General features: G+C 37.5%; 19 protein-coding genes. 17 read left to right on the top strand and 2 right to left on the bottom strand.

Translation table 11 applies throughout. The features are described 5' to 3' along the window. Positions 1-19 precede the first annotated feature (19 nt). The 5 genes from nrdF to ABN212_RS15800 all read left to right on the top strand — a co-directional run bounded on the left by nrdF (position 20) and on the right by ABN212_RS15800 (position 5,743). The gene (nrdF, locus tag ABN212_RS15820; protein WP_196534186.1) at positions 20-988 is read left to right on the top strand and encodes a class 1b ribonucleoside-diphosphate reductase subunit beta; all 969 of its coding nucleotides are present in this window, start codon (positions 20-22) and stop codon (positions 986-988) included. Between the two features lie 622 nt (positions 989-1,610). Beyond that, on the top strand, positions 1,611-2,810 hold the full coding sequence (gene proV / locus ABN212_RS15815) for a glycine betaine/L-proline ABC transporter ATP-binding protein ProV (protein ID WP_100159403.1): 1,200 nt from the start codon (positions 1,611-1,613) through the stop codon (positions 2,808-2,810). Further along, the gene (proW, locus tag ABN212_RS15810; protein ID WP_198626102.1) at positions 2,803-4,002 is read left to right on the top strand and encodes a glycine betaine/L-proline ABC transporter permease ProW; all 1,200 of its coding nucleotides are present in this window, start codon (positions 2,803-2,805) and stop codon (positions 4,000-4,002) included. The genes proV and proW overlap by 8 nt, the downstream gene beginning before the upstream one ends. 111 nt (positions 4,003-4,113) lie before the next feature. Further along, positions 4,114-5,109, top strand: a complete 996-nt coding sequence (gene proX / locus ABN212_RS15805; protein WP_075671542.1) for a glycine betaine/L-proline ABC transporter substrate-binding protein ProX — start codon at positions 4,114-4,116, stop codon at positions 5,107-5,109. A 283-nt stretch (positions 5,110-5,392) separates the two neighbouring features. Next, on the top strand, positions 5,393-5,743 hold the full coding sequence (locus tag ABN212_RS15800; protein ID WP_198620374.1) for a ribonuclease G: 351 nt from the start codon (positions 5,393-5,395) through the stop codon (positions 5,741-5,743). 105 nt (positions 5,744-5,848) lie between these two features. Here ABN212_RS15800 and ABN212_RS15795 read toward each other — a convergent pair whose 3' ends face one another. Further along, positions 5,849-8,182 (bottom strand): TonB-dependent hemoglobin/transferrin/lactoferrin family receptor, encoded by a 2,334-nt coding sequence (locus ABN212_RS15795; RefSeq protein WP_232797567.1) that lies wholly within the window; start codon positions 8,180-8,182, stop codon positions 5,849-5,851. A 548-nt stretch (positions 8,183-8,730) separates the two neighbouring features. Here ABN212_RS15795 and ABN212_RS15790 point away from each other — a divergent pair. From ABN212_RS15790 to emrB, 8 genes are all read left to right on the top strand, one after another. Then, positions 8,731-9,366, top strand: coding sequence for a CDP-alcohol phosphatidyltransferase family protein (locus ABN212_RS15790; RefSeq protein WP_198620373.1), 636 nt, complete (start codon positions 8,731-8,733; stop codon positions 9,364-9,366). Further along, positions 9,363-11,132 carry a bifunctional alpha/beta hydrolase/class I SAM-dependent methyltransferase gene (locus tag ABN212_RS15785; protein WP_349443407.1) on the top strand — a complete coding sequence of 590 codons (1,770 nt, stop codon included), beginning with the start codon at positions 9,363-9,365 and terminating at the stop codon, positions 11,130-11,132. Before ABN212_RS15790 ends, ABN212_RS15785 begins: the two co-directional genes overlap by 4 nt. A gap of 104 nt (positions 11,133-11,236) precedes the next feature. Next, complete coding sequence (locus tag ABN212_RS15780) at positions 11,237-12,568, top strand: phosphatase PAP2/dual specificity phosphatase family protein (protein WP_198632557.1); 1,332 nt, start codon at positions 11,237-11,239, stop codon at positions 12,566-12,568. 10 nt (positions 12,569-12,578) lie between these two features. Beyond that, positions 12,579-12,986 carry a hypothetical protein gene (locus ABN212_RS15775; protein ID WP_349443406.1) on the top strand — a complete coding sequence of 136 codons (408 nt, stop codon included), beginning with the start codon at positions 12,579-12,581 and terminating at the stop codon, positions 12,984-12,986. A gap of 166 nt (positions 12,987-13,152) precedes the next feature. After that, positions 13,153-14,361, top strand: a complete 1,209-nt coding sequence (locus tag ABN212_RS15770) for an MFS transporter (protein WP_349443405.1) — start codon at positions 13,153-13,155, stop codon at positions 14,359-14,361. A gap of 490 nt (positions 14,362-14,851) precedes the next feature. After that, positions 14,852-15,379, top strand: a complete 528-nt coding sequence (gene mprA / locus ABN212_RS15765; protein ID WP_023581117.1) for a transcriptional repressor MprA — start codon at positions 14,852-14,854, stop codon at positions 15,377-15,379. Between the two features lie 192 nt (positions 15,380-15,571). Further along, entirely contained in the window at positions 15,572-16,750 is a 1,179-nt protein-coding gene (emrA, locus tag ABN212_RS15760) for a multidrug efflux MFS transporter periplasmic adaptor subunit EmrA (protein WP_109374059.1), read from the top strand. Between the two features lie 15 nt (positions 16,751-16,765). Then, positions 16,766-18,283, top strand: a complete 1,518-nt coding sequence (gene emrB, locus ABN212_RS15755; protein ID WP_109374058.1) for a multidrug efflux MFS transporter permease subunit EmrB — start codon at positions 16,766-16,768, stop codon at positions 18,281-18,283. A gap of 90 nt (positions 18,284-18,373) precedes the next feature. Here emrB and ABN212_RS15750 read toward each other — a convergent pair whose 3' ends face one another. Next, positions 18,374-19,537 carry a tRNA/rRNA methyltransferase gene (locus ABN212_RS15750; RefSeq protein ID WP_100159391.1) on the bottom strand — a complete coding sequence of 388 codons (1,164 nt, stop codon included), beginning with the start codon at positions 19,535-19,537 and terminating at the stop codon, positions 18,374-18,376. A gap of 231 nt (positions 19,538-19,768) precedes the next feature. On the opposite strand from ABN212_RS15750, the gene ABN212_RS15745 reads away from it, so the two are divergent. The 4 genes from ABN212_RS15745 (at position 19,769) to ABN212_RS15730 (ending at position 25,184) form a co-directional block, all read left to right on the top strand. After that, complete coding sequence (locus ABN212_RS15745) at positions 19,769-20,470, top strand: tRNA-uridine aminocarboxypropyltransferase (RefSeq protein WP_349443426.1); 702 nt, start codon at positions 19,769-19,771, stop codon at positions 20,468-20,470. 28 nt (positions 20,471-20,498) lie between these two features. Further along, positions 20,499-23,168, top strand: a complete 2,670-nt coding sequence (locus ABN212_RS15740) for a bifunctional acetate--CoA ligase family protein/GNAT family N-acetyltransferase (RefSeq protein WP_349443404.1) — start codon at positions 20,499-20,501, stop codon at positions 23,166-23,168. A gap of 178 nt (positions 23,169-23,346) precedes the next feature. Continuing rightward, entirely contained in the window at positions 23,347-24,705 is a 1,359-nt protein-coding gene (pssA, locus tag ABN212_RS15735) for a CDP-diacylglycerol--serine O-phosphatidyltransferase (protein WP_198626177.1), read from the top strand. Between the two features lie 131 nt (positions 24,706-24,836). Beyond that, positions 24,837-25,184, top strand: a complete 348-nt coding sequence (locus ABN212_RS15730; protein WP_198620366.1) for a YfiM family lipoprotein — start codon at positions 24,837-24,839, stop codon at positions 25,182-25,184. Positions 25,185-25,295 lie beyond the last annotated feature (111 nt).

The raw sequence follows: 25,295 nt of genomic DNA, 5'->3' as shown, positions 1-25,295 counted from the left end.
ACAATAAGGAGAACATAGCATGTCATCACCTTTATTAAGCCACGTTAATGCGATTAACTGGAATCGCATTGAAGATGAAAAAGATTTAGAAGTTTGGAACCGTTTAACCATGAATTTTTGGTTACCTGAAAAAATTCCACTCTCTAATGATATTCCCTCATGGAACACGCTGACTCAAGCTGAAAAACAACTGACGATCCGTGTTTTTACAGGGTTAACTTTGCTTGATACGATCCAAAACACCGTAGGCGCACCTACTTTAATGCCAGATGCACTCACGCCTCATGAAGAAGCAGTATTATCTAATATCTGTTTTATGGAAGCGGTTCATGCTCGTTCTTACAGTTCGATATTTTCTACACTCTGCTTAACAACCGATGTCGATGAGGCATACCGTTGGAGTGAGGAAAATCCTTACTTACAAAAGAAAGCAGAAATTATTTTGCGTTATTATCAAGATAAAGATCCTTTAAAGAAAAAAATCGCCAGCGTCTTTTTAGAATCCTTTTTATTTTATTCAGGATTCTATTTACCAATGTATTGGTCAAGTCGAGGGAAATTAACCAATACAGCTGATTTAATTCGTCTTATTATTAGGGATGAAGCCGTTCATGGTTATTATATTGGCTATAAATTTCAAAATCAGTTATTAAATAAATCAGAATTAGAAAAACAAGATATTAAAGATTTTGCTTTCTCATTATTATTAGATTTATATGACAATGAAGTGAAATATACCGAAGATCTTTACGACACTGTAGGTTGGACAGAAGACGTCAAAAAATTTCTTCATTATAATGCAAATAAAGCATTAATGAATTTAGGGTATGAAGCTTTATTCCCTGATGAAATAACTGATGTCAGTCCTGCAATTCTTTCTTCATTATCACCAGATGCAAATGAAAATCACGATTTCTTCTCTGGTTCAGGCTCATCTTATGTTATTGGAAAAACCATTAACACTGAAGACGATGATTGGGATTTTTAAGGTTTATTAGCCTAGTTGAAGTTAAGATAAATAACACAATACATTCAATTTAATTATGTATCATATATAAAACATAATACACTGAAAAATATAGACTATTTTTTGGTGTATTTTTATTTGTTCACTAAACAATCTAATTGATTGATTTTTGCCGTTCAATATTGTCAAAAAATCAATTTTTTTCGAATAATTTTAGCTTACATTAAGTAGATAGAGCTTATAATAAGATAACAAACATTAATTTAACTAATGTATTATGATTTTTTTCATTTAATTTTCATCTCTTTTTCCCTTTTATTTTGATATTGAGTTTTCATTTTTATTGAGATCCTAATCAAAATAACAATATCTCTAAAAATAAAGTTATTTCAGTTAGTTAGAAGATAATATCTCTTTTAATAAATTTTATTTATTTCACTTTATTTAATTATTAATCATATTAAAAATAAAGAAAAAACAGCCAAATTATTTAATTAATTATAATTAACATAGGGTTGTCAGACTCAATCATTGTGGTAGGGTATTTCTCTTACTAAAAATCTTATTTAGGAAAAATAACAACACTTATTTATTAATATTTAATTTATTCCTTTCAATATTTAAATAGGAAACACTATATTGCATGGCAATTAAACTCGAAGTAAAAAATCTCTACAAGGTATTTGGCGAGCACCCTAAACGCGCTTTTGAATTATTAGAATCAGGTATGAATAAAGATCAGATTTTTGATAAAACAGGGCTTACAGTGGGCGTTCAAAATGCAAATCTGGCAATTGAAGAAGGCGAAATATTTGTCATCATGGGGTTATCTGGTTCAGGTAAATCCACTCTAGTCCGCCTTCTCAATCGTCTGATCTCTCCGACAAAGGGAGAGGTGCTTATTGATGGTGAAAATATTGCCACCATGTCAGATAAAGAATTACGACAAGTTCGTCGTAAAAAAATCAGTATGGTGTTTCAGTCATTTGCATTGATGCCTCATATGAATGTGCTTGATAACACTGCATTTGGAATGGATCTCGCGGGGTTAAGCAAAGATGAGCGTTATAAAAAAGCGATGGATGCCTTAGAGCAAGTCAACTTGGGTAGTTACGCAAACTCTTGGCCTGATGAGCTTTCTGGTGGGATGCGTCAACGTATCGGCCTTGCGCGTGCGCTTGCTAATGATCCTGATATTTTGTTAATGGATGAAGCCTTTTCAGCACTCGACCCGTTAATTCGTACTGAAATGCAAGATGAGTTATTAAGCTTACAAGGCGATAAACAGCGAACCATTGTCTTTATCTCTCATGATCTGGATGAAGCGATGCGTATTGGTGACCGAATTGCCATTATGCAAGGTGGCGTTGTTGTCCAAACGGGAACACCAGATGAGATACTCAACAATCCAGCAAACGATTATGTGCGTACGTTTTTCCGTGGTGTTGATATTAGCCACGTATTTAGTGCAAAAGATATAGCCAAACGTCGCCCAGAAACCTTACTGCATGTTGCGCCCGGTTTTGGTCCTCGATCTGCATTAAAAGTACTCGAAGATGAAGATAGAAACTTTGGTTATCTCATTGAACGAGGAAGAAAATTTGTTGGTATTGTTTCAGTCACATCTCTTGAAGAGGCACTCAAGAATAAACAACCTATTGAGTCAGCTATTTTACCTGAGCCTTGTGCCATTAATGGTGATACACCGTTAAACGAGCTGATTTCAACGGTTGCACAATCTCCCTGTGCAATTCCTGTTATTGATGAAAAAAACCGTTATATCGGCTTAATTTCTAAAGGAATGTTACTACAAGCACTGGATAAGGAGACGCCAAATGAGTAATACAACAGATCAAAATACAGTTTTGGATACAAAGATCCAAGAGGCTGCGACAAACGAAACTGCACAAGAGACAACCAATCACGTAAATGATGATCCTTGGGCAACAACAGATACTAGCGCAACAGAAAGCGATCCTTGGAGCAGTGCTGACAGTATATCAACAGATGCCGATCCGTGGGGTGCAGGCAGTGGTACTGACAATATTGACACCTCATCCGCTGGCAGTGATTGGCTAGATGCCGCATCGACGGATGTCGCACCCGATTCTTTCAATCTTATGGATCCGTTTCACAATACGCTGATCCCATTAGATTCATGGGTTACCGATGCGATTGACTGGATTGTGTTGCACTTTCGCCCTGTTTTCCAAGGTATTCGTGTACCAGTTGATTTGGTATTAAGTGGTTTTGAAAATTTCTTAACCTCAATGCCAGCACCTATCGCCATTATTCTGTTTTCTCTGATTGCATGGCAACTTTCAGGCAAAGTCATGGGTGTCGCATCCTTTATCTCATTAATTTTAATTGGTGCGATTGGTGCTTGGTCTGAAGCTATGGTTACCCTTGCATTGGTACTCACTTCATTACTGTTTTGTCTTATTATCGGGCTCCCATTAGGAATATGGTTAGCTAACAGTGATAGAGCATCCAAAATTGTTCGGCCTTTACTGGATGCAATGCAGACAACACCTGCGTTTGTCTACTTAGTGCCTATTGTCATGTTATTTGGTATTGGTAACGTACCCGGCGTTGTGGTCACCATTATTTTTGCCTTACCTCCAATTGTGAGATTGACTATTTTAGGGATCAAACAAGTTCCTGAAGATTTAATTGAAGCAGCACAATCATTTGGTGCAAATCCTCGTCAAATGCTGTTTAAAGTGCAATTGCCACTCGCCATGCCAACGATTATGGCTGGTGTAAACCAAACACTGATGTTAGCGCTTTCAATGGTTGTTATTGCATCAATGATAGCCGTTGGTGGATTAGGTCAAATGGTATTACGCGGTATAGGTCGCCTTGATATGGGACTTGCTGCCGTAGGAGGTGCAGGTATTGTTATCCTCGCCATTATTCTTGACCGATTAACACAATCTTTAGGTCAAAACAGCCGTCATAAAGGCAATCGATGCTGGTATATGACAGGGCCTATCGGTTTAATTTGTCGACTCTTTGGCAAAAAAGCATCGTAATAAATATTTTCACTATTTATTTAAAATCAGTATCAAAAATCAATACAAGAAATGGAGGCGACAGTTCGCTGTCGCTATTTATCTCTTACCATCACAACAGAAGGAAAAACTATGCGTAATCCAGTTATCTGGGCAACAGTATTGTCCGCCACACTGATAAGCACCCAGTTATCCGCTGCTGATTTACCTGGAAAAGGGATTTCGGTTCAACCCGTGCAAAGTACGATTTCTGAAGAAACCTTTCAAACGTTAATCGTCAATAAAGCACTAGAACAATTAGGTTACACTGTTCAGCCAATTAAAGAAGTTGACTATAACGTTGCTTATTCCTCTATCGCCAATGGTGATGCAACTTTTATGGCAGTCAGTTGGGTTCCTCTTCATAATTCACAATATGCAGCGGCAGGAGGTGATAATACCTTTTATCGTAAAGGGGATTATGTCGTTAATGCAGCTCAAGGTTACTTGATTGATAAAAAAACAGCAGAGAAATATAACATTACGAATATTGAGCAATTAAAAGATCCTAAAATTGCCAAATTATTTGATGCCAATGGTGATGGCAAAGCCGATTTAACGGGTTGTAATCCGGGATGGGGTTGTGAAGAAGCGATCAACAACCACTTAAAAGCCTATGGATTAGAAAAATCTGTCACACATAACCAAGGCAATTACGCGGCAATGATGGCAGATACCATTACTCGCTATAAAGAAGGCAAACCTATTTTTTATTACACATGGACGCCTTACTGGATAAGTGATGTATTAAAACCGGGTAAAGATGTTGTTTGGTTACAAGTCCCCTTCTCTTCGTTACCAGGTGATGATAAAACCGATACCACATTAGCAAATGGTAAAAACTACGGCTTTCCACCAAGTACTATGCATATTGCAGCAAATAAAAAATGGGCTGAAGAAAATCCCGCTGCGGCAAAACTCTTTGAAGTGATGAAAGTGTCTGTTGCCGATATTAATGCGCAAAACTTGCGTATGCATAATGGTCAAAAATCACAAGCAGATATTGAACGTCATGCTAATGCATGGATCAAAGCCCATCAAAAAACCTTTGATGGTTGGATTGAACAAGCTCAGGCTGCTGCAAAGTAATCAATAAATAATCTTAAATTAAGATTATCACAAAACAGGTCACATTATTGTGGCCTGTTTTTATTTATAAAAAACTAAAATTACATGTAATTAGGCAAAACGAGTTTATATAAAAATTAAAAGATCTTAATACAACTTTATTATTAAGATTATTCTTTTTATTAATGGCAAAGATATACCTGTCTTTCATTCTCTCATTTATTCAATTATGATTATTCCTTTCTCCAGTTGCCATTTTGGCATTTTCATTTTTATATTTATTATTTTAAATAAGGAATAAACTGTGTCTTACACTAACAAACCAGTACCTGAAGAAATTAAACGTTGGAACTGGGGTGCTTTCATGTTTAATATTATTTGGGGTTTCGGTAATAAATCCTATCTTCCATTATTAGTACTTGTTCCTTTACTTAATCTTGTTTGGATCTTTGTCTGTGGTATTAAAGGGAATGAATGGGCTTGGAAAAGTGGTGATTACGATTCTGTTGAAACCTTTATGAAAGTGCAAGAAACATGGAACAGAGCGGGCTTTATTTACTTTATTATTAGTATCATTATGGCTGTTCTTTTCTTTATTTTCTTCTTCACTACCATGATGGCAATGATTGCAACTTCTGCATCACACGGTTATTAATTCAATATCTTGAGTATTGAATTCTAAATGACAATAAACCCCATAATATCTATGGGGTTTATTTGTTTAAGCGACCAAAGGCCGCAGTTTTTATTTTCAGTAATATTAGAAACGTTTTACCACAGTAAATCGATAATCACGTCCTACACCTGAAACTGATTCACCTAAATAAGGGTAATAATCACGGTTAAATAAATTTGCGACCGTAAAACGAACCTCAGTATTATCTATAAAAGAAGGTTCCCAATTCGCAAATAAACCGTGGATTGCATAACCTTTACTTTTTGGTAATGACCAATAGCCAGCATCAGGATCAGCATCTATTGGCGAGCGGCGTTGAGCGCCAATAAAATCGCCCGTCCATCCCATATTGACATTAATACTTGGTACTTTTACACCAAGGGTGGCATGTAAAGCGTCAGGCTGGATCTCTGCAATCCATGTTTTTTGGCCAAACCACGGATCACGTGGTGATTGGTCACGTTTTCCTTTCATTGTTGAATACGCTAAACGACCGAATACATTAGGGCTATTATAAAAGGCTTCAATTTCCAACCCTTGAATATGGTAACCCGGTAAATTACGGTAATTACCTATTGAAGGCGGACAATTTCCATTATGCCCATCCACTTTTTGGCTTTCACAATAGACACCACGGCGGCGGAAGATTTCGTCTTTACCACGAGTATCAAACAGTGTTGTTCTTAATTGCAGTTGGTCTTCTTGCTGAATAACACTTTCAAAGTCTGCAATTGCACCAATTCGTGCAGCTCTTACTGTTTCTTTATCTAGGTGGCGACTTGTTCCCGTTAAGCTAGAAACACTTCCTTGAACTTCATACTGCTCATCAATCAATGGCGCTCGCCATGTGTAGGTTAGATCACCAAAGAATCTGAAATTCTGATTCATTTTCCATAATAAACCTAAGTGAGGCGTTGCCCCGCTATAAGTCACATCCGAATAATCATGGCCATAATAGGGATCAGGATCTTGATAAGTGATAGCTCGGCTTCCTTTGCCTTGATTTTTAACGATATCATAGCGAACACCTGGTGTTATCGTCAGGTTTCTATAACTCATCGAATCTTGAAGATAGAAACTGGTTGTCGTTTGCGTACCTTCTGGCATATAAGGAGGCGCATAATATCCATAGTTGTAATTTGGATTCTTAGCTTTATCACGAGTAAACATTAAGACATCACGATCATTACGATGCCAACGTGTTCCCACTAATACTTTATGCTCTAAAGCACCTTGCATAATAGTGCTTTCATTTTTAATTTCAATTTGATGATTTCGATAATCTACCCAACTTTGATTCCCCATACTGCTGCTAAAATAGGAGCTTGCTGTCTCTGGGCGACTATCGTTTTGCTTAGTTTTTGAATAACCGTAGGTAAGCGTTAAATTAATTAGATCAGAATCAACTGGCTGAATATTCCATTTCACACTGAAGGTGTCATCTTTTTGATCACGATAAACTAATTTACGTTTCATCGCCGCATCAAAGCCATATTTATCCACTTCAGCTTGGCTAGGTTTAGCTAATTCATCCCGTTTAGCCGCCCAAGGTGTCCAACCATCACTTTCTGATCGTGATGCTGATAACGTTAATGTTTGTGCTTCAGTTAAATAGATATTCGTTTTAATTAAAAAAGAATCTTGGTCTGACTGTGAATAGCCAAATTTAGTCCCATCCGGGCGTCGCAGATCATCACTTTCACGGCGGTTGAAATAGAATAATCCGTCAGCTTGACCATCAAGTAATTTGCCATATACCGCACCACTATAACGATTTTGTCTGTCGTTAGTATGATGTCCGTATTTTAAAAACATCCCAATATTCTGATCGGGTAATAATAAGTCATCGGGATCTTTGGTTTCAATTCTCACCGAACCACCAAATCCGCCATTTCCTTGAGTAATATTATGAGGCCCTTTATCAACATCAATACGACGTATTAATTCAGGATCAATAAAAATTGAACCTTGACGATATTTCTCAAAGGTTTTAGGTGTACCATCAAGGGTGATTTTAATATCTTCAGGATTACCCATCCCCCAGATATTTAATGTTTGACCTCCTGGTCTGGGTGAACCCGATGATGAAATTCCGGGTAATTTATCCACCAGCTCTGCAATATTATTAGGCTGAATTCTATCGATATCTTTTAATGTCAGAACGGTACTTCCTGCATCAACACTCGAATTGAGCTCACCTGATACATAGATAGGCTCAAGAATAATCTTTTCACTCGATTTTGGTTGTACAGGACTCTCCGACTTTGTGGATGTCGTTATTTCTGGTTTTACACTTTCAGTTGCATAGCTATTTAACGAAGTGAGTGAAGTCAATAATAATGCAATCGCTGATGACGAAAATGAAAATATCCCAATTCCCTGACGATAAGCATCATTTTTTGCTAAGAAATGGATCATAATAGTAGTATCTTTTTGTATGGTTATTAGTTTGATAGATGGTTAGAGCTGTAACTAACAGCGCTAATTATGATAATGATAATAATTATCATTATCTAGTTTTTTTGCATTTATCACTCAATACAGATAACTACTCTATTGATACACTCCTGTTAGATTTAAATTTTATCTAAAATGATATTTTTAATAAATTAAACTAATTTCATTAGTTACTATAAGGTATTTGATATTCCTTATTTCATTCCTCTCATTTAATTCTCTAATTATAATTACGAATATATTACTAAAGAAAATTTAATCATTCTTAAAATAAAAAGAATAAAACAGACACGGAACAGTCTGATAATTACAATTATGCGTATCTTATTTTCCCTTTTTTAAGGCGCTAAATAATTATTAATTCAAGTAAATTTTAAATATTAGTTTTATGTTTAAATCTTAAATAAATTAAACCATTGAAATAAAGATATTCAATGGGATAAAAATCAGCTAATAATAAAATAATAATTTTGAGGCAATATACGCACTTTTGAACACAAGGATGCGTCATGACAATTTATGACCTAAAACCCAAATTTCAATCTCTATTGCGCCCTTATGTAGAACAGTTATTCACAAAAGGGATCACCGCAAATCAGGTCACGCTCTCTGCTTTACTGTTATCCATTGCCGTTGGTGGGTTACTTTTACTTTATCCTTCCCCTCGTTTATTTTTATTACTCCCTTTTGTCCTCTTTTTTCGTATGGCGCTTAATGCCATAGATGGCATGCTTGCACGAGAACATAATCAAAAAAGTGCGCTTGGGGCGATATTAAACGAAGCCAGTGATGTTATTTCAGACATTGCACTCTATCTACCTTTTGCTTTTATTTTTCCACAAGCCTACTGGTGGATCATGCTGACACTTTTTTTAATGATAATGACTGAGTTCTTAGGCGTTCTAGCCCAAACTATTAATGCTTCTCGTCGTTATGATGGCCCGATGGGAAAAAGTGATAGAGCTTTTATTTTTGGTGCTATTGCGTTTTTTATCGGATTATTCCCCTCACTGACATTATCAGAAAGCACACATTATCTTTTTATTATTATTAATTTATTACTTTTGTTGACTTGTTATCACCGAATTCATCGCGCACTAAAAGAAGCAACGATGACAGATAAAGATAAGGATACATCGTTATGAATCAACAGCCGCAATATCAAACTCAAAGGAATATGATTGAGTCTGAATTTACCACCAGCGATAAGACACCGTTGTATTATCGTCATTGGCCTGCTCAAATTACCACTGAGCCAAAAGCAATTATTTTATTTCACCGAGGACATGAGCACTCAGGCCGTGTTGCTCATCTCGTTGATGAGCTAGATCTTCCTGATTTTTCAATGTTTGCTTGGGATGCTCGTGGGCATGGTAAAAATGAAGGTGCTCGCGGTTATAGCCCATCAATGGGAACATCAATAAAAGATATAGACGAATTCGTTCATTACGTTTCTTCTAACTATAATATTCCAATGGAGAATATTCTGGTTGTTGGTCAAAGTGTAGGTGCCGTTTTAGTTACTGGTTGGGTACACGATTACGCTCCCAAAATTCGTGGCATGGTGCTAGCTTCTCCTGCATTTAAAGTGAAATTATATGTTCCTTTTGCACGTACAGGTCTTGCCTTAATGCAAAAAGTTCGCGGGCTTTTTTATGTTAATTCGTATGTGAAAGCGAAATACCTAACCCATGACCAAAGTCGTATCGACTCTTTTAACCAAGACTCACTAATCACTCGCCCTATTGCTGTCAATATTTTATTAGAGCTTTATAAAACAGCAGATCGTGTTGTTGAAGACGCAAACGCGATTACTTTACCAACACAGTTATTTATTTCAGGCAATGATCATGTTGTTCACGCCAAGCCTCAACATCTTTTCTATGAACGTTTAAACACATCAATTAAAGAAAAACATGTTCTACCAGGCTTTTACCACGATACCTTAGGTGAGAAAGATAGAGTTATCCCTATCAATAAAATACGCAGTTTTATTGAAAAATTATTTGCACAACCACTTTATCAACATGATTACCAATATGAAGATACTTGGAGCCATAGTGCAGATGTTTATCGCACATTACAAACCCCTCTTCCTACATATTGTCCAAAAAGACTTTATTACAAAATACTTAGCCGTTCTATGAGCACTTTAGGTAAAGCATCTGAAGGTGTTGCTCTGGGTTACGATAAAGGTTTTGATTCTGGATCAACTCTGGATTATGTCTATCGTAATCAACCACAGGGAAAAGGCTTATTTGGTCGTGTCGTTGATAGACAATATTTAAATAGTATTGGTTGGCAAGGCATTCGCCAACGAAAAATTAATATTGAAAATACAATTCGTTATGCCATTCGCCAATTAATACAAAATAATATGCCTGTGCATATTATGGATATTGCCGCAGGACAAGGTCGCTATCTTTTTGATGCTGTTAATGATTATGGTAAGGTCGATTCGATTTTAATGCGCGATTATAGCGCTATTAACGTTGAACAAGGCAGAATGGTGATTAAAGAACGTCACTTAGAAGATAAAGTGCGTTTTGAAGAAGGTAACGCTTTTGATGCAGAAAGCTTGAGTACTGTTTCGCCTTCACCAACATTAGGTATTGTCAGCGGGCTCTATGAATTATTCCCTGAAAATCATCTGTTAAAAGAGTCTTTAAAAGGGCTATCGCAAGCCATACCAAGTGGCGGTTTATTAATTTATACCTGTCAACCTTGGCACCCCCAACTTGAAATGATTGCGCGTGTATTACCGAGTCACCAAAATGGACAACCTTGGATCATGCGTTGCCGTAGTCAGGGTGAAATGGATGCTTTAGTTAATGAAGCTGGTTTTGAGAAGTTAGATCAACAAATTGATCATTGGGGTATTTTCAGTGTATCAATAGCAAAACGTCGCTAACGGAATGCACCATCAATAACTGAGCTATCGCTATATGGCAACATATAGCGATAGTTTTAAGTTGTTGTAAAAATAGAAACATAAACAAAGAAAGGAATTTTAGTATGGGTGGAACCCAACACACTCAAATAACATCATCGAGAAAAAGTATCTGGCTTGCTGGTATTGTATGGCTGTTGTTTCTTGCCCCATTTTTCTATTTAACTTATATGCAAGTTAACACTTACACTTCCACTTTATCTGATGTTCCTTCTTTTGTTTATTCGTGGGAAAAAGCGATTCCCTTTTTACCTTGGACAATCATTCCTTATTGGAGTGTGAATATTGCCTATGGTATTTCACTGATTATTTGTACAACATTGAGAGAACAATTTATACATGGGCTACGTTTAATTGTGGCCTCTCTTATTGCTTGTGCTGGTTTTTTATTATTTCCTTTAAAATTTAGTTTTATTCGCCCAACAACAGAAGGATTTTCTGGTTGGTTATTTACCCAATTAGAAGGTTTTGATTTACCTTATAATCAAGCTCCTTCTTTGCACATTATCTTATTGTGGATACTTTGGTTACGTTTTCGCGCACATACGCCTAAATCATGGCAATGGTTTTTAAATTTATGGTCATTGCTTATTGCTGTTTCTGTACTGACAACATGGCAGCATCACTTTATTGATATTATTACAGGCTTTGGTGTTGGCGTATTTATCTGTTATTTATTGCCAATAAATTCACGTTGGAAATGGCATTTTACTGGCAGCAGACGCAGTTTACGTATTGGTAAAAACTATGCGTTATCCGCAATAGTGTTCTACCTGTTATCTTTTGGTTTACAAGGTTTCTTTTGGTTTTTTCTCTGGCCTGCAATCACATTAACTTTTGTGACTTTAGGTTATTTAGGGGCAGGAGCTTCTATTTTTCAAAAAAATGCACAGGGTGAAATTCCCCTTTCTGCACAGATAATCCTATTACCTTATCGCTTTTTTGCTTGGTGTACTTATCGCTATTATTTAACTTGCTGCCAAACACCCAGTTTAGTAACTGAAGGTATTTTATTAGGTGGACGCCCACTTTATAAATTAAAAGCGAATGCAGTTTTTGATTTAACCTGTGAATGGCCAAGAAACAAATTTAGCCAAAATCAGCTTTATTTAGCCCAACCTCAAATCGATTTATTACCATTATCTCCAGATGATATCAGCAAAGCCATGTTGTCTATGGAACAACTTAGCCAAGTAGGTACTGTTTATATTCATTGCAAATTAGGCTATTCACGCAGTGCCACCATTGCGGTTGCATGGCTCGTTTACAATGGCACAGTAGATACTTTGGAAGACGCAATAAAACAGGTGTATCAAACACGCCCTCAAGTGATCTTAAATTCAGAAACACAAGAGGCATTACAAATTTGGTATTCACGTTTCCAACAAAATAGATAACGAGGCAACTATGCTGACAACAAAAACTAGCGGTAAAGTCATTGTGTCTTTAACTCAAAGTTGGCGCTACTTACTGCTGTTATCACTGTTACCTTATATAAGCACATTGCCTGTATTTAGCCTTTATTTTCACAATAAATTGGCTTTCTTTATTGCTTCTCTTTTATTTTTATTTACTCAATATCATCTTTTTCGTTTATGGCTTGATAGCCATTTTTTTCAAGCTCTTTATCGTTATCAAGACGATGTTAGTTTTGATGAAAGTCTCTCTATATTATTTCCTAAGCGTCCCCAAAAACAGACTATAGAAGCCCGTTGGCTAGGGACTAAACGCCTATTTTCTTTTGCCGTGATTGGCGTTTCAATTCAATGGATATGGTGTTTGGCTATGCTCTTTTTTACGCTTTTTAGTTATTAACAAGCAAAACCCAATGTTTATTTATTATATAAAACAATATGTTATAAAAATATATTCTAAGGTTTTGTATCAAATTAATTGAACATCTCTATCACAGTAATTCTTTTCTCAAAAAAATGACTCATGTTACTATCATTTACCTTACAAATGATTTGTTACGAGTATTATGGAAAACACCGCACCACAAACATCGCTAAGCAAAGGCCTTATTTTACTTATGGTGGTTGCCACAGGTATGGTTGTTGCCAGTAACTACTATGCACAACCTCTACTTGATTCAATCGCAAACTATTTCCACATATCTGCTACTTTGGCTGGATTTATTGTCACCACCGCACAATTAAGTTATGCCATAGGGTTAATGTTATTAGTGCCTCTTGGCGATATTTTTGAACGTCGCTCACTCATTATTACCATGACATTAATTTCAGCAAGTGGCCTATTAATTACCGCCATGGCATCTAATATTTGGGTGATGTTAATAGGAACTGCACTCTCAGGCATGTTCTCCGTTGTAGCTCAAATTCTTGTTCCTTTTGCTGCAACGCTTGCCGCGCCACATCAACGTGGAAAGGCTGTCGGAACGATTATGAGTGGCCTTTTACTCGGGATCTTACTGGCGAGAACCGCATCTGGGTTAATGGCGTCATTTACTAATTGGCAGGGTATTTTCTGGATAGCCAGTATTTTTCTGGCGATTTTAGCCATCACCTTATGGCGCTGTTTACCCACTTATAAAAGTGAAACCAACTTAAATTATTTCCAATTGCTAGGTTCTATTTTCAAATTATTTGCAACAACTCCCGTATTAAGAACTCGCTCATTAGTTGGTGCGCTTATTTTTGCTCACTTTGGTTTATTGTGGACCTCAATGGCCTTTTTATTGGCTTCTGATCCTTTTAATTACTCGGATGCTGTGATTGGTTTATTTGGTCTTGTAGGTGCCGCAGGTGCATTAATGGCGGGTAAAGCGGGTGTATTAGTAGATAAAGGAAAAGGCAAGAAAACCACCACAGTAGGATTAATCATCCTCTTTCTTTCTTGGGGTTTTATCATTGTTGCACCTTATTATCACTGGGTTGGGCTCATCAGCTTTATAATTGGCGTTGTCCTGCTAGACTTAGCTGTTCAGGGTGTTCATGTCACCAATCAGAGCACCATATACCGTATTTTACCTGATGCTAGAAACCGCCTGACTGCCGCTTATATGACAAGTTATTTTATTGGTGGTGCGCTAGGATCTTTACTATCAGGTTATGCTTATCATCAATATGGATGGACAGGTGTTTCTATCGCCGGATTAGTCATTGGTGTTATCGGTCTGATTGTTTGGTTTTTAGGTTATAAAAATGATCCAATAATCCACGCCGAATAATTTTTAGACCCAAGGATGGGTTATATTATTTCTTCCCCCCCCGCTAATCAGAATAAAATGTGAATGTTTTAACAGCGTGATTACTATTAATGTATATCATCATCCCATTCTTTATTAAGAAAATTATATCAATCTACCCAATAAAGCACTGTATAAATAATTTCATTTCGATACTATCTACATAACAACCATTGATAGTGATAATAAATTTATTACGTGTTTTATCGTAAAAAATGATCCCTTTTTTCGCAAATAGACTACTATTCATTGTCAGATAAGTGATAAATTGATTTTATTAACTTATTGCAAAGAGATAAGTACCTATCTTTTTTTTGTGTTATCATTCAGAAAATTTATGAATCAGGTAACATAATCAAAAAAACATAGTGACTATAAATAATAAAAATTGCTAAATTGTGTGTTTAATATACCATTTAACATGTTGATAACAAAATTATCCTAATTTTCGAAACTAACAAGGTGTCTAAAAATGGAAAGCTCATTTACGCCAACAGAAGAATTACTAAACACTCGCGCTACACAACAGAAATCGCTTAACAAAGATATTCCTTATCAAGAAATTTTGTTAACTCGCCTTTCTATGCATGTTCAAAGCAAACTTCTTGAAAGTCGTAATAATATGTTGAAGTCTCAGGGTATTAACGAGACATTATTTATGGCACTAATGATTTTAGATACGACAGAAAATCGTAGTATTCAACCATCAGAATTAAGTGCAGCTTTGGGCTCTTCAAGAACAAATGCAACCCGTATTGCTGATGAACTTGAAAAGCAAGGTTGGATTGAACGTCGTGAAAGTCATAATGACCGCCGTTGTTTACATCTCCATTTAACTGATGCAGGTGAAGAGTTTTTAAATAGCTTATTACCACCGCAGCATCAGTGTTTAAAACAAATCTGGTCTGTATTAGATCAATCCGAACAAAGACAGCTTGAAACGCTAATGCGTAAGTTATTATTACAATTAGATACTTTGGCTGAAAAAGGTTGTGAATAAGTAGCATAATAAATAGTTTTATTGATCTAATCCTATTTACGCCATAAATCGGCAAACATACTTACCCATTAGCATTTATAATTTACCTTCACGCTAATAATTATTCTAAGATTGACTTTATAATTATGTTTCCAGTTTTAATACTGGAAACATATCTAATGATGTTTTTCTGGTTTTATGGAGATCTTCTAAATGAGTGTTAATGAGGAAAATACCCCCCCTCAGGCTCCCATTCGCAATAAAAAACGAACTCGCCGAAATGTTCTACTGTTGCTAACCATCCTATTTATTGTTGCTGGCGCAGCTTACACAGCTTATTGGTTTTTGGTGCTAAGACATCATGAAACGACAGATAATGCTTATGTGACTGGCAATCAAATCATGGTGATGCCACAGATTTCTGGTTCTGTTACCACCGTTTATGTGGATAACACTGATTTTGTTAAAGCGGGTGAACCCTTAGTTTTATTAGATTCAAGTGATGAAAAACTGGCATTAGAAAAAGCAAAAACAGCATTAGCTAATAGTGTTCGCCAAATGCATCAGCAAATCATCAACGGCCGTCAATTAAAAGCAAACATCGTTTTACGCGAAACAGAGCTCACTAAATTACAGAATGATCTTCGTCGCCGTGAAGTTTTAGGCGAACGCAATGTTATTGGTAAAGAAGAACTTCAACACGCCAGAGAAGCTGTTTCTACTGCAAGAGCGGCTTTAGAAGTTGCAAGAGAGCAATATAATGCTAACCAGGCAATTATATTAAATACACCAATTGCAAAACAACCCTCTGTTTTACAAGCATCAACTGATGTTCGTAATGCATGGCTTGCCTTAGAACGTACTAAAATTTTAAGCCCAACAGATGGCTATGTTTCACGTCGTAGCGTTCAAGTTGGCGCACAAGTCTCACCAGGTAAACCGTTAATGGCCGTTGTTCCTGTAACGGGTATGTGGATTGATGCCAATTTTAAAGAAACCCAGCTCGCCAATATGCGTATTGGCCAACCAGCAAAAATCACAACAGATTTTTACGGCAAAAAAGTTATTTATCACGGTACGGTATTAGGTTTAGATATGGGAACAGGGAGTGCTTTCTCATTATTACCTGCGCAAAATGCCAGTGGTAACTGGATAAAAGTCGTTCAACGTTTACCCGTTCGTATTTCATTAGATGAAAAAGAATTAGCAGAAAAACCATTACGTATTGGTCTTTCTTCTGAAGTGACTGTCGATACGATTAACCTTGATGGGAAAGTATTATCACACAGCGAACGCCAAACACCTGCTTACCATACTGATGCTTTAACCATTGATATGTCAGAGATTAATAAACTGATCAATGAAATCATTGAACAAAATGCAGGACAATAAAGGCGAGGTGTAAAGGTGATCAAAGAGCCATTACAAGGAGGAAAACTTGCTTTAATGACCATCGCCCTTGCGTTGGCAACCTTTATGCAAGTTCTCGATTCTACAATCGCTAACGTAGCCATTCCAACTATTGCAGGAAACTTAGGTGCCTCTAACTCACAGGGGACTTGGGTTATTACCTCTTTTGGTGTGGCGAATGCTATTTCTATCCCAATTACAGGTTGGTTAGCAAAACGTATTGGTGAAGTTCGACTCTTTATGTGGTCAACGGCACTTTTTGCGTTAACCTCTTGGCTTTGTGGTATTTCGCAAAGTCTTGAAATGCTTATTTTCTTTCGTGTGCTTCAAGGTTTAGTAGCTGGACCACTTATTCCTTTGTCACAAAGTTTGTTATTGAATAACTATCCACCAGCAAAACGAAATATGGCGCTTGCACTATGGTCAGTGACTATTGTTGTTGCACCGATTTTAGGCCCTATCTTAGGTGGTTACATCAGCGATAACTATCATTGGGGATGGATATTCTTTATTAACGTTCCATTTGGTGTGTTGATTATTATGTGTATATCAAACACCTTATCTGGGCGCGAAACAAAAACTGAAATTAAACCAATAGATACCATTGGCCTTGTTTTACTCGTCGTGGGTATAGGTGCTTTGCAAATCATGCTTGATCAGGGTAAAGAGCTCGATTGGTTTAATTCAACAGAAATTATAGTCCTCACTATTGTAGCGGTGGTCGCACTTAGCTTCTTAATTGTTTGGGAGTTAACAGACGATCATCCAGTGATAGATCTTTCACTCTTTAAGAGTCGAAACTTTACCATTGGTTGCGTCACACTCAGCCTCGCCTATATGATCTATTTTGGTACTATTGTTTTACTGCCACTACTTTTACAAGAAGTCTTTGGCTATACAGCAACATGGGCTGGATTAGCATCAGCATCCGTAGGTTTATTGCCTTTAATTATCACACCAATTATAGGTAAGTTTGGTGGTAAAGTGGATTTACGTTATATCATCAGCTTTAGCTTTATTATGTTTTCTGTGTGTTTTTATTGGCGAGCTTATACCTTCGAACCAGGAATGGACTTTGCCACTGTGGCATGGCCACAATTCTGGCAAGGTTTAGCAGTTGCGTGTTTCTTTATGCCATTAACGACAATGACATTATCTGGGTTACCACCAGAAAAAATGGCATCAGCGTCAAGTCTTTCGAACTTCTTAAGAACATTGGCAGGGGCAATTGGCGCATCGTTAACCACAACAATTTGGACACAAAGAGAATCACTTCACCATGAAACCTTTGTAGAAAAAATTAATCCACTCGATCCAGATTCGCAAATGGCGTACCAACAAATGAATGATCTGGGTCTTTCAAATGAACAAGCGTCAGCGTATTTAGCTAAGACTATTACAGAACAGGGATTGATCATTTCAGCCAATGAAATTTTTTGGTTAGCAGCAGGTATTTTTCTTATCATGATGATTGTGGTTTGGTTTGCTAAACCGCCATTCTCACCAGGAAAATAATGCTATTAGTGTAGATCTTATAAATAAAAATCCCGCTTAAAAATCATAATGATTAAGCGGGATTTTTTATTCTTTAAAGCAATAAAGCGATTAGCCTTGGTGCTGACGCCACCATTCCGCTAATAACACACCAGAAGCCACTGAGACGTTTAAGCTTTCAACGTGCCCAGTACCACCGATGTAAATGCTCATATCACCTTGATTTAATGTGCTTTCACTTAAGCCATCTTTCTCTTGACCTAAGATCAGTACCATTTTCGCTGGTAATTGTGCTTTTGATAATGGCACACTGCCTTTATGACTTGATGTTGCCACCAGCGTATAACCCGCTTTTTTAAATTTATCTAAAGTTTGAGCAAAGTTATCAGCATCAATACCTTGGATATATTCAGCACCACCTTCTGCGGTACGAACAGCAGCACCAGATTCTAATACAGCGGAATCAGGAGAGATAACCCCTTTCACACCAAAGTGCGCACAACTACGCATAATTGCACCGACGTTATGTGGATTTCCCACATCTTCAAGTGCTAAAACGCAATCATGTTCAGGTGCATCTTTCAAATAGGTTTCTGCATCATGACCAACACGTTTTTTAATTAAGAAGCATACGCCACCATGGTGATCGGTACGAGCCGCTTTGACCATCTCTTCTTCTTCAACAACATGATAGGCTTTACGATTTGCAGCCATCCATTTTAGTGCATCACGAAAACGTGGTGTCACATCTTGTAAAAACCAAGCACGAACAATAGCATCAGGACGATTTTTAAACATAGCCTGACACGCATTTTCACCATAAATGCGCGTTTCTTCTAAACGTTGGCGGCGCAACTGTTCAGGATCGATTTGGCTCTTACCAGTAATGCCATCGTGCTCTTTAATTGCCTCTTCGCCAGCAGGGCGAGAAACTGTTTTCCATGGAGAAAAACTTCCGCCTTCGCTATCGCGAGAAGGTTTTGATTCATTACGTGATGCGCCACGCCCTGAAGGCTTACCTGCACCGCGGTCATCACGACGAGAAAATTTGTTATCACCACGTCTGTTATCGCGATTTTTATCGTCGCGGTTATCACCACGTCTATTATCACGATTTTTGTCGTCACGGTTATCACCGCGTTTGTTATCACGGCTATCACCACGACCATTTTCAGGACGGCGGGATGGTTTTTTAGGTTTATTATCGGCATTGTCCTCACTACGGACATACATTACTTTTACCTTGCCGTTTTTACCTTCATAAGAATCGTTCATTTGTCTCTCCAACTGCAATAGGGGCGCAGATTACATGATAGTTTAGCAACTGTCACCGAGAGAATCACGCACAGGAATCGATAAACTAATCAGGATCAATTGATAATTAACTCCATCTCATGCATAACCAATATATCAGTATGATTTTTATGATAAAAACAGACTGAATAGTTTGTTTGTTTTGAACATGATAATATTCGATTCTTTTTTATGAGTATTGGTCAATCTGTTATGCGTGACAATGCAGTCTCTCGACTTCGTCAATATCGACTTTCAATTTCGACTCGCCCTTTTAAAGCACGAGGTTTTCGTACCAAACGTTGCTCTTTTTGCTTATTACCTGAAAAACAATGTCTTTGTGACACGATTGTCAATCAACCTGCAAAAAGCCAATTTTGTTTATTGATGTATGACACCGAAGTGATGAAGCCAAGTAATACGGGGAAATTAATTGCCGACGTATTGCCAAACACGCAGGCTTTTTTATGGTCCCGAACCGCTCCAGAACGGGCCTTGCTTGATCTAATCAATACACCAGATCGGCAAGCTTATGTTGTCTTCCCTGAAAGCTATGCGTCAAATGAACGTGTTGTATACAACCAACTCCCTGCAAATAGCAAACCACCTTTGTTTATTCTCCTTGATGGCACTTGGAGTGAAGCACGCAAAATGTTTCGCAAAAGCCCTTATCTCAATTCATTACCCCTCTTTTCTTTAAATGAGGCAAGTAAATGTGAGTACATACTTCGCCAAGCAGCAAGGGAAGATCAACATTGTACAGCAGAAGTTGCAGCTTCTATTTTAGAGAATGTCGGCGATATTCAAGCCTCACAACAACTTTTTTCTCATTTTAGTTACTTTCGTCAACAATATTTACTTGGAAAACCAGACCGGAGTCAGGCAAAAGAAGATCAAATCAGCTACATTGAATAGCAGTTGATAATGAAACTCTGGAGTGGATATGAGCCAACGAGGTCTTGAAGCACTATTACGTCCTAAATCTATTGCGGTGATCGGTGCCTCTGAAAAATTAGGTCGAGCAGGAACCACCATGATGAAAAATTTGCTCAGTGGTGGATTTAATGGCCCAGTGTTTCCGATTAATCCTTCTCGTAGCTCTGTCTCTGGTGTTTTCACTTATCCTTCTATTGATAAATTGCCTCAAGTTCCTGATCTCGCGATTATTTGTACACATCATCGCCGCAACCTTGAGCTACTAAAACAATTAGGTGGATCTGGTTGCAAAGCCGTGATTGTGCTTTCTGCACAACCTGAACAATTTCAGCCAATAAAATTACTTTGTCAGCAATATCATATCCGTTTACTTGGCCCAAATAGTTTGGGGCTTTTAGCACCGTGGCAAGGTTTAAATGCCAGCTTTTCACCTCTTCCCGTTAAAAAAGGAAAGTTAGCTTTTATTTCGCAATCAGCGGCTGTCGCCAACACGATTTTAGATTGGGCTTATTATCGTAATATCGGCTTTTCCTATTTTATTGCGCTAGGTGATAATCAAGATATCCAAGTCGATGATTTATTAGATTTTCTAGCAAGGGACAGTAAAACCAGTGCTATTTTATTGCATCTCGAACATATAAAAGATGCACGACGATTTATGTCAGCATCTCGTAGTGCTTCGCGTAATAAACCCATTCTGGTGATAAAAAGTGGTCGTACTCAAAAAGCTCAACTGTTATTGGGCGATACACCGAGTTATGACGTGGCTTATGATGCCGCTTTTCAACGTGCGGGTTTATTACGAGTACAAGATACCCATGAGATGTTTTCTGCCGTTGAAACACTTAGCTATATGACGCCTTTAAAAGGCGAAAGATTAATGATTATGAGTAATGGCTCTGCACCTGCTGCAATGGCAGTTGATGAGCTATTTTTGCATTCAGGAAAGCTCGCACAACTTACAGATGAAACAAAACAAAAACTACAAAGTGTTATTCAAGAAGAAAATGCCATTCGCAACCCGCTAAACTTAGGTGATGATACAACGGTTGAACGTTATATTTTGGCATTGAATTGTTTGTTAGATAGCCATGATCATGATGCTTTACTCCTTATTCACACACCAAGTGCCATTGCTCCTAGCATTGAAACTGCGCAACGAGTCATAGAAGCCATCAATAAACACCCTCGACGTAAATGGCTTACCGTTTTCACTAACTGGGGCGGAGAGTATTCCTCTCAGCAATCACGCAAATTATTTAGTGAAGCAGGAATTCCAACCTATCGAACACCTGAAGGTGCCGTCACTGCATTTATGCATATGGTGGAATATCGCCGTAACCAGAAGCAGTTAAAAGAGACACCGGCATTACCTTTAGATGTCAAAATGAATACGCAACAAGCACATCGTTGCATTGAAGAGGCATTAAAAAATAAGCAATATCGATTAGACACACACCAAGTTCAGCCAATTATGGAAGCTTACGGCTTTAATACTCTTCCTACTTGGATTGCCCATAATGCACAAGAAGCTGTCAATATTGCTGAAAAGATTGGTTATCCTGTTGCGCTGAAGTTGCGTTCTCCTGATATCCCTCATAAGTCCGAAGTACAAGGTGTTATGCTTTATCTTCGAGACAGTACAGAAGTATCATCAGCAGCTCATGCTATTATAGAGCGTGTTACAGAACTCTACCCTCAAGCACAAATTCAGGGATTATTGGTGCAAAGTATGGCGAATAGAGCTGGCTCTCAAGAACTACGAGTCGCAATAGAGCAAGATCCTATTTTTGGTCCATTAATTGTATTAGGTGAAGGGGGAGTTGAGTGGCAAATAGAAACTAAAGCTGCAGTTGCTTTACCACCTCTTAATATGGCGCTTGCCCGTTATCTAGTTATTAATGCGATAAAAAGCGGAAAAATACAGCCTAGAAGCGCTTTACAGCCTCTAAATATATTAAGTCTAAGCCATTTTTTGGTGCAGGTTTCTCACTTACTTTTAGATTGTCCACAAATTGTCAGATTAGATATTCATCCTCTACTGGCTTCAGGTAATGATTTTACACTACTCGATGTCGCGATGGAGTTAGCGCCTCTACAAGGCGATCCTCATCAAAGGCTCTCTATTCGCCCTTATCCCAATGAATTAGAAGAAACCTTCTTTCTAAGAGATAACAATCCTTGCTTTATCCGCCCTATTTTGCCGGAAGATGAACCGTTACTTAAAACCTTTATAAACCAAGTAACAAAAGAAGATCTTTATTATCGCTATTTTAGTGAGATCAGTGAGTTTACGCATGACGATCTCGCGAATATGACCCAAATTGACTACGATCGAGAAATGGCTTTTGTTGCAATCCGAAATCCAGAAGATCGGCCTGAAATCATTGGTGTTGCCCGTGCAATGGCAGATCCGGATAATCAGCATGCAGAATTTGCTATTCTTGTGCGTTCTGATTTAAAAGGAAATACTTTAGGTCATCAACTTATGACTAAACTTATCAACTATACTAGAGAACATGGCATTAAACGTTTGACCGCGATAACCATGCCTGAGAATCGCAACATGATAAGTTTAGCGAAAAAACTGGGATTTTCTGTTGAAGTACAATTTGATGAAGGAATAGTCAATCTTGATTTGCAGCTTGGAACATCAAAAGATAGCCCAACGCTATAATCATAAGAGAAAGTTTCTTTATGTGATTGTTCACGCATCCTTTGATAAATTAGCTATATATGATGATTTTATGCGTACATCCCATATAACTAATGTTATGATCAGAAGATCGGTTAAAGAAAATCTACATGGACGATGGCTCCATCTGCCATCATAAACAAGAGAATTAAGCACTGTGATGTTGTCTAAACTAAAACTTGCTAAGCATCAACAACACCTTGCACAACTGCCTAAATTAGCTCAGTCAGTTGCTGATGTTGAAACGCTTTATCAGACGTCCGCGTTTCGCAGCACCTTATTGAAATATATTGCTCAAGCAAAGAAAGAGATCTTTATTACGGCTCTTTACCTAGAGCACGATGAGGCTGGTGAAGAGATCCTTGATGCGCTTTACAGCGCAAAACAACAACGTCCTGAATTATCCATTACAGTTATTGTTGACTGGCACCGTGCTCAACGTGGGCGTATTGGTGTCTCTGCTGATGCAACGAATGCAGATTGGTACTACCACGTTGCACAGCAACACCCTGATGTCGAGATCCCTATTTACGGTATTCCCGTAAACACTCGTGAAGCATTAGGTGTATTACACCTTAAAGGCTTTATCTTTGATGATACAGTTATCTATAGTGGCGCAAGTATTAATAATGTTTATTTGCACAAACTAGATAAATATCGTTATGACAGATATCACATCATCCAAAATAGCGAATTAGCCTCCACAATGAAGCAATTTATTGTGACTGATCTTTTGCAATCAGAAGCGATTCAACGATTGGATATCAAAGATAGAGTTCGTTGTGCCGAAATTAAAAACTGTATTCGTCAATTTCGTTTCAATTTACGCACTCGTGATGGCTATGATATTAAAGCCAATGCGTCTAACAACGAGCTGGCAGTAACACCTTTAATGGGTTTAGGTAAGAAAAATATCTTAAATAAGACAATTTCTCACCTTATGGCTTCTACTGAAGAAAAGCTTGTTATTTGTACACCTTATTTTAATTTACCTGCGATCCTTGTACGTCAAATCAGTCATTTATTAAGAAATGGCAAGCAAGTCGAAATTATTATTGGTGATAAAACTGCAAATGACTTCTATATTCCACCAGAAGAGCCATTTAAAATTATTGGTGCTCTACCTTATCTCTATGAGATCAATCTGCGTAAATTTACCCAACGTTTCCAACGCTTTATTGATAATGACCAATTAACAGTAAGACTTTGGAAAGATAACGATAATACCTATCACCTAAAAGGCATGTGGGTTGATGATAGCTGGCAATTAATTACTGGTAATAATCTTAATCCGCGTGCATGGGGATTAGATTTAGAAAATGCCATATTAATTCATGATCCTAAACATGAATTACATGAGCAACGACACAATGAGTTAGCCTGTATTCGCCAACATACTATTGTCGTAAAACATTACCAAGATCTAGAAAATATTAAACTTTATCCTCTAAAAGTGAAGAAATTAATCAAACGATTACGACGTATTCGTGTTGATAGATTAATTAGCCGTATACTTTAAACGCTAACGCTTCCCGTCTTAAAGCCTTACTTAAATATCAGTAAGGCTTTTTTGTTTTCTAAAATTATCTTCTATACTTAATAAGCATTTATATTAAAATATTTTTATCAGTGAAAAGGCTTTTATTTTTTATGAAACTAAGGCTTAAATGTGGTTCTCTGATCATTTTATTATCAATAATGACTTTAACGGGTTGCCAGTCATTTCATTTTGCCAATGATAATTGGCAAGGCAAAGATAAAGCTCAACATTTTTTATTTTCTATGGTTGCTTCAGCGGGCGCAAATGCGTATGCAGATCATCAAAATTATGGTCATAGAGAAGGATTATTAATTGGGCTCTCGTTTTCGATTAGTTTAGGTGCAGCAAAAGAGCTTTATGATAGTCGTCCAGAAGGTACTGGCTGGAGCTGGCATGATTTTGCTTACGATGTTGCGGGAGCTGCGGCGGGTTCATTGCTTTATCAGCAATTAAAATAGTGTTTTATTCCTCAAAAATAAAATAGAGACAGAGAAACCCCAAACGCAAAAAAGCCAACCCATTGGGTTGGCTTTCTCGTCTTATTTAATGCCTGGCAGTTCCCTACTCTC

The sequence above is a fragment of the Proteus genomosp. 6 genome, assembly GCF_040139785.1.
GTDB lineage: Bacteria > Pseudomonadota > Gammaproteobacteria > Enterobacterales > Enterobacteriaceae > Proteus.
This window is presented reverse-complemented; position numbering and strand designations above follow the sequence as displayed.